10 protein-coding genes are annotated in these 11,600 nt (G+C 38.7%); 1 reads left to right on the top strand and 9 read right to left on the bottom strand.

Annotated features, from left to right (window positions below):
- The 5 genes from PHC76_RS10775 to PHC76_RS10755 form a co-directional block, all read right to left on the bottom strand.
- Positions 1–1,101: Calx-beta domain-containing protein (locus tag PHC76_RS10775; protein WP_299971772.1), on the bottom strand; the 1,101-nt coding region annotated here is incomplete at its 3' end.
- A 108-nt stretch (positions 1,102–1,209) separates the two neighbouring features.
- The gene (locus PHC76_RS10770) at positions 1,210–1,806 is read right to left on the bottom strand and encodes a LuxR C-terminal-related transcriptional regulator (RefSeq protein ID WP_299971769.1); all 597 of its coding nucleotides are present in this window, start codon (positions 1,804–1,806) and stop codon (positions 1,210–1,212) included.
- Positions 1,807–1,808: 2 nt separating this feature from the next.
- On the bottom strand, positions 1,809–3,146 hold the full coding sequence (locus PHC76_RS10765) for an HlyD family type I secretion periplasmic adaptor subunit (protein WP_299971766.1): 1,338 nt from the start codon (positions 3,144–3,146) through the stop codon (positions 1,809–1,811).
- Positions 3,143–5,323 (bottom strand): type I secretion system permease/ATPase, encoded by a 2,181-nt coding sequence (locus tag PHC76_RS10760; protein WP_299971763.1) that lies wholly within the window; start codon positions 5,321–5,323, stop codon positions 3,143–3,145. Before PHC76_RS10760 ends, PHC76_RS10765 begins: the two co-directional genes overlap by 4 nt.
- A 55-nt stretch (positions 5,324–5,378) precedes the next feature.
- Positions 5,379–6,791, bottom strand: coding sequence for a TolC family outer membrane protein (locus tag PHC76_RS10755; RefSeq protein ID WP_299971760.1), 1,413 nt, complete (start codon positions 6,789–6,791; stop codon positions 5,379–5,381).
- Between the two features lie 305 nt (positions 6,792–7,096).
- On the opposite strand from PHC76_RS10755, the gene PHC76_RS10750 reads away from it, so the two are divergent.
- Positions 7,097–7,762, top strand: coding sequence for an OmpA family protein (locus tag PHC76_RS10750; RefSeq protein WP_299971757.1), 666 nt, complete (start codon positions 7,097–7,099; stop codon positions 7,760–7,762).
- A 13-nt stretch (positions 7,763–7,775) separates the two neighbouring features.
- Here the strand turns inward: PHC76_RS10750 and PHC76_RS10745 are convergent, their stop codons facing one another.
- The 4 genes from PHC76_RS10745 to PHC76_RS10730 all read right to left on the bottom strand — a co-directional run bounded on the left by PHC76_RS10745 (position 7,776) and on the right by PHC76_RS10730 (position 11,590).
- Positions 7,776–8,267, bottom strand: coding sequence for an HIT domain-containing protein (locus tag PHC76_RS10745; protein ID WP_299971754.1), 492 nt, complete (start codon positions 8,265–8,267; stop codon positions 7,776–7,778).
- A gap of 115 nt (positions 8,268–8,382) precedes the next feature.
- Positions 8,383–9,822 carry a UDP-N-acetylmuramoyl-tripeptide--D-alanyl-D-alanine ligase gene (gene murF / locus PHC76_RS10740; RefSeq protein ID WP_299971751.1) on the bottom strand — a complete coding sequence of 480 codons (1,440 nt, stop codon included), beginning with the start codon at positions 9,820–9,822 and terminating at the stop codon, positions 8,383–8,385.
- Positions 9,823–9,833: 11 nt separating this feature from the next.
- Entirely contained in the window at positions 9,834–10,550 is a 717-nt protein-coding gene (locus PHC76_RS10735) for an alpha/beta hydrolase (RefSeq protein ID WP_299971748.1), read from the bottom strand.
- Positions 10,551–10,552: 2 nt separating this feature from the next.
- Positions 10,553–11,590, bottom strand: coding sequence for a D-alanine--D-alanine ligase (locus PHC76_RS10730; RefSeq protein WP_299971746.1), 1,038 nt, complete (start codon positions 11,588–11,590; stop codon positions 10,553–10,555).
- Positions 11,591–11,600: the final 10 nt, after the last annotated feature.

Below are 11,600 nucleotides of genomic sequence, written 5' to 3'. Positions count from 1 at the left end.
TGCTGAACCCGATGCCGGTGTCAAGGTAACGGTTGTTGCTGTGGTACTTGCGTTAGAGAGGGTTACGGTGAATTGAAGATCTCCCCCTTCTGCTACGCTTGGTGATGACACTGCTGTAACGACTGGACGATCATCGTTTGCAGTTCCACCTCCGGTTAAGGTACGTCCATCATCTACGATCGTAGCTATTTGATTAGCATCACCAATAGTCGCATTGGTAGGGGTAGAGATTTTTACACTGAAATCTTGAGCACCTTCATAGATACTATCATTGCTAATTGCTACCGTGATTTGTTTAGTAGTCTCACCTGCTGCGAAGTTTAGAGTTCCACTACTAGCCGTGTAATCACTACCGGCAATAGCAGTTCCATCTACGGTGCTGAACGCTACACTCGATGCAAAATCGCTTGAACCTGTTTTAGTAACAGTGAAGGTAATGGTTCCTGCTGCTTCATCAACGATAAAGTCACTTCCAATGTTAAATATCGGACCTGCTGGCTCAGTAACAAGAGTATCAAAAAGAGTAGGACGATATACTGAAATTTCTGATTGAGGAGTATTTACATCATTATGGGCAAAATCTAATCCAGTACGAACATCTTTAATTAAACCTGTACGGTCTTCAAAGATATCGCGTACAGCTTGACCGTTAATAATTTCATAACCTGATGCAGTTTCATCACCATTTAGTTTAGTTTTTACATCTTCAATTAAACCTAATCGATCATCAAATACACCACTTACAGTTTGACCGTCGATAACTTCATTGTCTTTAAGACCAAATAAGTCTGTATCAAGAATATTAAGTGTAGTTAAAACAGATTTTTGATCAACAACAGCGTCACTACTTGTTAAAACACTTTTGAGTAACGTCGTATCAAAATTAAGAGCTTCATTCCCGGCTAGTGTTAGATCAGTAACACCATCAGCAGTCATATCAATAATGATTTTGGCACTTTTTACATTTCCCATAGCACCATAAACAACTTCGCCATCAGAGATAGAATCACCAGCTTTTAATTGATGAATGTCACCTTTACCATTTCTGACATAAAAAATTCCGTCTGCTACTACTTTTACATACCCAATAATTCGTGCCATAGCTGATCCTTTGATACTAAAATAAATACTATTATTGTAACGTTTTTACGACAACAATACTATTGTACCAAGGTACTAAAATTAAATAAATAAATATTATAATTAATACTATGAATGCAGCAAAACAGAGAGGGCTAAACGATCTTTAATTGCAAGTTTTTCGTAGATAGATGTACAGTGTGCTTTAATCGTACGAACTGTAATATTCAAATCTTCGGCTATCTCATTATGGGTCAAACCTTGGGCTAAAAGCAATGCCACTTCTTTCTCACGATGTGATAGTTTTTCAAGAGCCTCGTGAGACTCAATATTTTTCGGTTTCACTTGAGTTAATTGTGTAATTAGACCTGAAATAAAATCAGGATAAAGCCATATCTTACCCTCTTCGATTGCTTGATATGCTGATTGTATATGAGATTCATGCATCATAGCATTACCATATCCAACAACACCTTTACTAAGATATTGCTGTGCTTTTAAAAAATCTGGTAGCATCGAAAAAATCATTAATCTTGATTCAGAATTATTGAGTAAATCATGTAGTTTAGTTTCATCTATATCCGTATCCTGACACAATATAATTCCCTTTATCGTAGAACAATTTAATTCATTCATAGAATGAATTTTCATAGGATGATATTTTTTTAATGCTTTGGACCAATGGTTCATGATACTTTCAGAAGATGTCACAAGATAAAGTTTCATAATTATCGCTCCGAAAAAGTGTATTGTTTAGCTTTTAGCAATGGCTTTAAAATATATTCTAATACAGTTTTTTGACCCGTAATAACATCAACATTGACCATCATACCAGGGATAATTTTCAAAGGCTTTTCTTTTGTACCTAAATATTTTTTGTTAGTTTGAACACGAACAATATAATAGACATTTTGTTTTTGATCGGTTTCAGTATCGGGACTAATCGTTGAAACAACTCCGTTAAGTGAACCATATATTGAAAAATCATACGCAGTCACTTTGACTACTGCTTTTTGCCCAGGATAGATAAATGCAATATCCGAAGGTTTTACTTTAGCTTCGATCAGTAATCCACCTTCAGTTGGAACAATCTCAATTAAATTATCACCCGGTTTAATGACACCACCTACAGTATTGACGAAGATTTTTTGAACAATACCGTTAATAGGTGATTTAATCACCGTACGCGTTACTTGATCAGCAAGCGCTGAGCTTTCAGCACCTACACGTTGATTTTCCGTAACTGCCGCATTTAAATCAATTCGTGCTTTGGTGACGTATTCAGAACGTGCTTCACGCATTTTGCTGCTAATCTCATTGATAGCTGAACGGAGTCTTGGAATAGAAGCTCGTACACTGTTGTAACGTTCATTCACATCACTATATTCACGTTGCAATTTTAAAAATTCAACACGTGGTTTAATCCCTTGAGCCACCATAGGTTCAGAAATCGCAACCTCTTCTTTGATCAGTTCAAGAGCATGTTTTTGCTCATTAATATGACCTTGTGCTTCACTGAGTTCACCTTGTTTTTGCTGATACAAATCTTGTAATGAATCCAATTGAGATTGAAGTTTATCTTTATTAGAAGCAAAAAGACTCCGCTCTTGCATAATCTGCATCGGAATTTCTTGCATATCTTTATCGCTTGGAGAAAATGGACCACCTGTTGATTCAGCACGTAAACGGACAATTCTCGCTCGCAATTCTGCTGATTTATATTGGGAGCTTTCATACGTACTTGAAGATTTTAGGTTATCAACTTTAAGCAATACATCATTTGATTTTACTCTTTGCCCCTCTTTGACTAAAATCGCACTAAGCATCCCCCCCTCAAGGTGCTGAATCATCTGATTTTCACCACCGGGAATAACCTTCCCCTCTCCACGTACAAGTTCGTCGATAGGGGCCAATGCTGCCCATAAAAAGAAAATAAAGACTGTTATAAGCCAAAAAATCAACACACTACGCAAACGGTGAGGAGTGTCTTCTAATACTGCTGCAGAAAGACTGCGCATAAATTGATAGTCGTTAGCATCAAAATTATATTTCTTTTTAGGAGTCATCCCAAACCTCCTGAAAGCTTTGCGATGACACTATCACGTGGACCATCCATATAGATTTTCCCCTCATTCATGACAATAACACGATCTACCAAAGGGAGAACCGTATTTTTTTGAGTGATGATAATGGCAGTTTTGTCACTAAGATAAGTTTGCAGATTAGAGATAAGACGATTTTCGCTGAGTTGATCCATTGCATTGGTTGGTTCATCCATAATCACAATCGGCGATTCAAGCAATAACGCGCGTGCAATTCCTATACTTTGGCGTTGACCGCCTGAGAGTCCCATTCCACGCTCCCCAATCGGCATTTCATACCCTTGCGGATGTTTACGTATAAACTCATCCGCACCCGATATAACCGATGCTCGTATCATTTGCTCATCGGATACTCTCGTATTGCGATAAGTAATATTATCTTTTGCATTTCCTTTGAATAGATTAATATCTTGAGAAACATAACTGATATTTTGACGTAAATCAGCTGGATCAATCTGATTAATATCAATTCCATCAAGTAAAATCGATCCACTTTGAGGTTGATAAAGGTTCAGCAATAATTTTGCAATCGTACTTTTTCCGGAACCGATTCGACCGATAATCGCCACTTTTTCACCCGCTTTTATCGAGAAAGAGAGATTTTTCAATGCACTAAATTCTGTATCATCGTATCCAAAATTAACCTCTTTAAACTCAATCTCCCCTTTAAGCTCCGGTCTCGTTACGAATTTTTTACCATGTGGCCTCTCCATAGGTTGAGCAATAATATTATTAATAACATCATACGCTGATTTGGCATCCGAATAGTTAGATATCAAAGAAGCAACTTGACCCATAGGGGCAACTGTACGGCCTGCTAATGTCATTACAGCAATCAATCCCCCCATCGTAAGTTCGTGTTCTCCAATAAGATAGACACCAGCGATAACGGAAATAACGGTAGTAAGCTGTGTTAAAAATCCTGTAATGGTTGAAATCGATGTTGAAATCATCCGTGATTTTAAACTTTTTTGAGCAATCTCACCGGTTGCTTCTTCCCACTGCCACTGCATTTGACCTAATGTGCCAAGGGTTTTCAATGTTTCAATGTTTTGTAGTGCTTCAATCAATATTGAACTTTTGGCAGCAGATGCCTTGTGCGATTCTTCTATACTTTCACGAAGCGGATGGCGCATAAACAATGCATAGGCTGCAATAAGAATCATCATAACAACTGGGACGACAACCATCCATCCACCGATATAACCAATAACGAATAAAAAGAAAACCGCAAACGGAAAATCGACTAATGCCGTTAATGTTGCATTGGTTAAAAAAGAGCGAATCGAATCAAAATCTTTAAGATTGCTTGCAAATGATCCAACCGATTTAGGATGGGAGGACATGCGCAAATCAAGTACTTTTTCAAAAATAATCGAGGACATAATAACGTCACTCTTTTTACCCGCATTTTCCAACAAGATGGCACGGGTAAATTTTAACAGCGTATCCAAAAAATAGACAGTTAAAATCCCCGTTGCAAAAACCCACAACGTCTCGGTCGCATTGTTCGGAATAACACGATCGTATACACTCATGGTAAACAGCGGTGTCGCAAGGACAAAAAGATTAACCAATACCGTAGCATAAATAACATCACGGTAAATATTTTTTGAGAGTTTTATCGTATCCCAAAACCAGTGTTTATGTTTCACGCTTAGTGTAAGTGAGTCGTTTTCATCATACACAAAAGGGCGTTTAATTAAAAAACCATAACCAACATATTCGTTTTCTAAAAGCTCTATCGGAACATACTCTTCAACTGCTTCTTCAGCTGGGAGGATAATTTTACACATCTTTAGATCGGGAGACAACGAATCCAAAATACATGCACTATTGTTTTCTAACAGCAAAATCATAGGAAGTTGCAACGGAGATATCTCTCGTAATCTGCGATGGACCAATGTACTTTTAAGCCCTGCACGACTTGCAGCACGAGCAAAAAGACTTTTTGAGCTTTTAAGACTAAAGAGCTGTAGCGCACCACCGAAAGGGGATGTCGGCAAACCCGCCATCAATGCTTCAGCCGTAAAGGGTTTGTGATAGATATGGGTAAAAAGAACTAAACATTGCAATAAAGGGTCAGTACCGAATGATGCACCTTCGGGATCTAACATTTTAGCCTGTTCATCATATTTCATCTATCCTTATCCCTTCATGCCATAAAAAATGTTTTATAGAATACCTAAACAATACTTATTTTTGTTGTTTATCTTTTTTATATTTCTCTATTTTACGATCGGCAACGATCAAATTCTCTATACGGTCATCATTATCTAAACGATTATCAAGCGACTTTAGCCCGACTCGTTCAAAATTTGTAACGGACTGTGTCCCGAGTATCGTTGAGACCATTGATCCCATAGCATCTAAAATACGATAATGAGCTAACAGAAGATCATGTTCTGCACGCACAATTTGAGTTTGAGATGAGACATGATCATTTTGCGCTGTTGTAAGGTCAAGCAAGGTTCGACGACCTAAATCGTACTCTTTTTCATACAATTCTAATGTCTTCTTACTGGTTGTTTCATAACGTTTAAGATAAGTAATTTGACGTTGTAAATTCTCTTTTGCAGACCATGAAAGAGAGCCTTGTTCATCAAGTTTACGAAGGACATCCCTCTTAATTTCGGTCTCTTGGTTCATTTTACTTAAACTTTTTTGTATTTGTGATTCATCCGCACCACCGCGATACAAGTTATACGATAAATTTATCCCTAATTTTGTACGCTCATCATTACCTTCTAATCCACCCACATTATTAGCCCAACTTTGACGCGCAAAAGCATCAATTTTCGGATAATAGTTTTTTTGCAACGAAAGTTTTTGAGCGCGTGCTGCTTTAATATTGTAATCGGTTACCATTACAGAGGGATTATGCAATTGCGCGTATTCGCGCATCTCTTCCAAGGAATCAGGTATTTGGCCCTCAAAGATCAATGACTCTAGTTCATTTGCTTTAACACTTTTACCATAAATACGTTCCAAGTTAAAAAGGGCATCGTCCAAATTATTTTGAGACACAACATAATTAGATTCTGCCAATGAAAGAGATGTTTCCGCTTTTTCAACTTCAGAACGAGTTGTCATACCTGCTTTAAAAAGCTTATCTACCTTTATCGAAATCACTTTATTGTATTGTACGTTTGATTCTGCAATTTTGACAATATCACGTGCTTTTAACGCATTGATATACGCGGTGACAAAATTAAAGGATGCGTCATTTGCATTTTCAACATAATTATAAGCTGCTGCTAAAAGACGTGCTTTGTTATAATCGGACTCATACATTGTCCCAAAACCGTTAAAAAGATTTTGTGTCAATTGAAGTGAATGTTCATACCCATTTAACGAGACACTGTTAAAACCAGTACTTGGAGATTTTGTTTTCTCACGACCGATAGTCCCGGAATAATCAAGAGAAGGCAAATATTGTGCTTCCGTTGTTCGTAGGTCTTCTAGCGTTCCTCGGTAATTATGGAGACGCTCTTGAACGATAGGATTTGTGTTTAAAATTTCATCTACTCCCTCTTGCAATGAGAGTGCATGAAGTGCTGAAATTGCACACAGTGAAAATGTTGCAGCAATAGCCCATTTGTTTTTCATTGATTCAACCTTAAAATATTATATAATATTCACCGATTTTTAGACTCTTCGGTAACTTAGTAATTCATAATTTCGTGATATTATAACAGCTAAATGTATTTAAAATGTTATAATTTCATTATAAATTCATTTAAATATGCACTGTATCTAGCAACTTAAGTATTATCATAAAAAAATATTTATGTAGTATAGTATAATTTACTTGTAAAATTTTACAAATAACATATTGTTAGGAAATGAAACTTTTTAAACACAATTATAGAGTATCATTACAACATATCATTTAATATTTTAAGGACTAAAATATGTTCCATCATCCACATAAATCTGCCAAAGCATTGTCAGTCATTGCTCTTTTTGTATTTGCGGTTCAAGCCTCAGCTATTGATCAACACTGTATCGATCGTCACGAATATTGCCCTGAACAATATAAAAAGACCACCTATTCTACAACCTATCAAGAGATTAATAAAGAAAAAGCTACACCCGTTGCAGTTACTACTCCGCCAGTGACACCGATACCTGCACCCATAGTTGCACAAGTGCCACTCGATGATGATCATGACGGTATTATTAACACACTAGATGCTTGTCCGAACACCCCTAGTGGATATAAAGTCGATAGTAAAGGATGCCCGAAAAGTGTTACTCTTCATATCAATTTTGCTTTTGCATCCAATATTATCCCTTCATCTGCAGACAAAGATATAGAAAAATTAATTACTTTTATGCAAGAAAGTCCGGCATGCACAATATCAATCGTTGGTCATACTGATATTATTGGAACCGATGCACGCAATCAACCACGTTCTGAAGCACGTGCAAAAGCGTTAGCGGATAAACTCATTGCGTCTGGAATAAATTCTACACGTATCCAATCCTCTGGTAAAGGGTCGAAAGAGCCTATCGCAACAAATACAACCGATGAAGGGCGTGCACAAAACCGTCGCCTTGAGGTTACTATCAAATAACAAGATACCTCACTTAGAGGTATTGTGGCAATAAATCACGAAGCTTATGATAGATTCGCTCAAAATCGGTCGAATAGACTCGTGTTTGAGCAATTGAAGTGATGAAATTCGTATCTCTCTCCCATCGCGGGACAAGGTGAAGATGGATATGTTCCGCTATCCCTGCCCCCCCTGCTTTCCCTAAATTCATCCCGATATTTACCCCATGTGCGTTCAAAGACTCTTTGAGCATTTTAACACCACGTTGTGCTAATCCACTCATATGCAACCATGTCGCAGGATCTAGTGCTTCCAGCGCATCGGTATGATGGTGAGGGATAATCATAAAATGACCTGGGGTATAGGGGTAGCGGTTCATCACCATAAAACAAAACTCATCACGGTAGAGAACATGGTGGTCATTATCAAGTTCCGGATGCTCGCTAATATGACAAAACACACACCCATCCACATTACTGCCGGCTACGTATTCATTCCGCCATGGAGCGTATAAAGTATTTTCCATAAGACTTCCTAGCTTATATTTTGAATTAGGCTTTTTCTCTGTTTCCGTTCGTGGTGAGCTTGTCGAACCATGAACTGCCCTTCGACAAGCTCAGGGCGAACGGAAGAATTATTCATCAAATAAAATTCGGTGCGTCGTTTGCGAATAAAATAATATCCCCCGCACGGGTCACTTCCCCTAATTTTTGTACCATCAACGATTTATCGGCTAACATAATCTTTTCGGGTACATTTAACTCTTTATCAAACTGCTCTGCATTGAGTTGCCCTGTGATGATAGCAATATCAAAAACCCCATTAATCGCCTCGATAAGCTCTGAATTAAGCTCTGCGGTACTCTCAACAAGCCCTGGTGTGACGATTACTTTACGCCCGTTGTGAAGCGAACACAGACGTATCCCCTCCAACATCCCATCAATATTACCGTTATATCCATCATCGAGGATAATTTTACCCCCCGCATCGATACGCTCTAAGCGGTGTTCCACACTTTTGAGCTTTTCGACCGCACGAATCATCTCCTCACTGCTCATCCCCATCTCATCAGCAATCAACAACGCGGCATTAATATTGATTGTTTGAAATCCGCCCAATACTGACGTATGAAAATGGTGTGTCTCATTATGAAGCAACAAATCAAAATCAGACCCCTCTAACGTCGCTTCGAGGTTTTCAATACCATCTCCGAAAAAAGTCACCTTTTCGTGCGGCTCATCCGTCACGGATGTGTGAATAAAAGCACGTTTGAGACGATTAGAGTGGATAATTTCGAGTTTGGTCTGTTTGATACGCTCCAGTGTTTTGAAATACTCCATATGCTGTGGTCCCACTTTACCCACTACGACAATCTGTGGATTTAACAACTGAGTAATCGCGTAAATATCACCGATTTGACGTGCTCCCGCTTCACACACATACACTTGGGTATTGGAGGGGAGAGATTCATTGACATCACGGATAATCCCTCCGAGCGTATTGACACTGCGCGGGGTTGCGTAGACATTGAACTTCGTCGAGAGAACTTGAGCGATAAAGTTTTTCATCGACGTTTTACCATAGCTCCCCGTCACACAAATAATCGTTAACGAGCTCATTGAAGCAACTTTAGCCTTTGCTTCACGTTTATACGCTTCAAATAAAAATTTCTCTACCCCCATCGAGAGTATATACGCTAATACCAATGGAATCAACACACTGAAATGAGGACTAATCGATTTAATTGTCCATATCAAATCGATAAAAAGTGTCAACCCGATCAAGAGAATCAAAAACCGTTTTACCCGCCATGTCAACACCAGTTTTTTATCAAGTTTATGATGCCAAAAATAGAGAGCAACCATGGTTACTGCCGCAACAAAAGGTGCACTAATCGGAATGAGGGTATAAAGCAAAAACGGAACGACAAAATAGACGATATGCCACCATGTTTTATGGTGACGCAATATCACCCTCTCAATCCGATAATCGTACCATTGCAGATTGGTAATAAGATACCATCCCAATGTCAACACCAAAATAGTGTTGGAAATAAAAGCGACCAGTTGCGCTGTCTCCATATATTATTCTCCTATAAACTTTTCTCTATCTCTTCGGCTATCTTTTTCCCCTCTTGGAAAAGAAAATAGTGATCCCCTTCAAACGTTACTAAACGGGAATTGGGGATAAGTTTTTGGATAGCTTCTCCCGCCCATAACGGTGTAGCGGTATCACGTTTACCAAAACACAAAAGAGCTTTACCTTTAAAACTCGCGAAATGACTCGTAAAATCTTCATTCACAACATTTTTAAAGGTCTGATACATCTCCTCGCTCATCCCCTTCGCATCGGGGGCAACAAAAAGGGAACGCAACGACGTGAGTCCTGTCGATTTTAGAATTTTATAAAGGGCAATTTTGGCACGGATTTTAAATGGTTTCGGGACTAATATTCCCGCTGATGCTACTAAAATTAAAAGCTTTGGATTGAGCAATGTCGCTACTTTTCCACCAAACGAATGACCTACGATTATCTCTTTATGCGCACCAATTTCACTTAATAATAATTCAATAATAGTGGCATATTCTTCGGTTGTAAGTGCCATAGTAGACTCACTCGCACCAAATCCGGGCATATCGATATAAATATGGCGCAATTTAGGAAGATAGTTCGTAAACGCCTGCTTCATTAACGTTTTAGAAGAGCCCCAACCATGCAAAAAAACAATATCCCGTGAGTTCATAGGGTGAATAATTTCATAGCTGATGGAAAAGGTTGTCCCTTTGTATTTAAGCGATTTTACCGCCACGGTTATTTTCCTTTTGCTTGAGAAATGGAGTGGATATAATCGTATTGAACACGAATCGCTTTTTTAGAAGGGAGTGAGGCGAGAAGTTTTTGGATTCCGCCACTAAAATCTTCAAAAAGATAGTTCGCCATCGATCCGGGGATAGGATTAATTTCGTTGAGATATACCTCACCCTCGATTACGAAGAAGTCACAACGAATCAGAGCCCCTTCAAATAACGGGGTATAAATTTTTCGAAACGCATTGCGTAATTGTTCTACCAATCCATCGGTAACTTCGGCTTCTGCGACGGTGCTTGAGCGTGAAAAGTCGAGATATTTTTTCTCGAAATCCAAAAATTCTGCTTTTTGAGGCTCTTCCACTATCGAGTAGGTGATCTCACCACGTGCACTAAATCCCGCCAAATTGTACTCTTTGACACCACTAATAAACGGTTCAATCAGCAATACTTTATCGAATTCAAACGCAACATCCAGTGCATATTCGAGTTCACTAGCCTCACGGACGATACTCACACCGATAGAGCTCCCCAAACACGAAGGTTTAACAATAAAAGGGTATGGAGTAGTAATTGAGCTGCGAGTAGCTTGGGTAATCGCCTCAAAGGGAAGCGTTTTTATCCCAAGTGAATTTGCCAACCATTTCGTATAGTGTTTATCAAAACTGAGCATTGACGCCTCTTTACGCGGTCCGATAAAAGGGATAGCGTAAAAATCAAGCAACGCCGCTATTGAACCGTCTTCACCATCACCGCCGTGGATGAGATTGAGAATCGGCATAGTATGCATTTTACTACCGAACATCCCCCGTTGTTCAAATCCACCCTTCACAAGGGAAATTTGTGGCATTTTCAGATGTTCCCCGCGAGAAAAAGTGATCGCTTTCATTTTGGCATCGTCGATAAGATAAAAACGGTGATCTTGGTCACAAAAAATAAAACTTAAATCGAAACCTTTGAGTTTCCCTTTGACCGTAATGGCACTCACAATACTGATTTCGTGCTCGAAGCTCGCTCCACCGAATAAAATGGCTAATTTCATTACTCTATAA

Origin of the sequence: Sulfuricurvum sp., assembly GCF_028710345.1 — a bacterium.
In the GTDB taxonomy this organism is placed as follows: Bacteria; Campylobacterota; Campylobacteria; order Campylobacterales; family Sulfurimonadaceae; genus Sulfuricurvum.
This window is presented reverse-complemented; position numbering and strand designations above follow the sequence as displayed.

What these genes read in the sequence shown, in the direction of transcription:
- PHC76_RS10770 (WP_299971769.1), bottom strand. Translation starts at nt 1,806, where the DNA reads ATGAAACTTTATCTTGTGACATCTTCTGAAAGTATCATGAACCATTGG.
- PHC76_RS10765 (WP_299971766.1), bottom strand. Translation starts at nt 3,146, where the DNA reads ATGACTCCTAAAAAGAAATATAATTTTGATGCTAACGACTATCAATTT.
- PHC76_RS10760 (WP_299971763.1), bottom strand. Translation starts at nt 5,323, where the DNA reads ATGAAATATGATGAACAGGCTAAAATGTTAGATCCCGAAGGTGCATCA.
- PHC76_RS10755 (WP_299971760.1), bottom strand. Translation starts at nt 6,791, where the DNA reads ATGAAAAACAAATGGGCTATTGCTGCAACATTTTCACTGTGTGCAATT.
- PHC76_RS10750 (WP_299971757.1), top strand. Translation starts at nt 7,097, where the DNA reads ATGTTCCATCATCCACATAAATCTGCCAAAGCATTGTCAGTCATTGCT.
- PHC76_RS10745 (WP_299971754.1), bottom strand. Translation starts at nt 8,267, where the DNA reads ATGGAAAATACTTTATACGCTCCATGGCGGAATGAATACGTAGCCGGC.
- murF (WP_299971751.1), bottom strand. Translation starts at nt 9,822, where the DNA reads ATGGAGACAGCGCAACTGGTCGCTTTTATTTCCAACACTATTTTGGTG.
- PHC76_RS10730 (WP_299971746.1), bottom strand. Translation starts at nt 11,590, where the DNA reads ATGAAATTAGCCATTTTATTCGGTGGAGCGAGCTTCGAGCACGAAATC.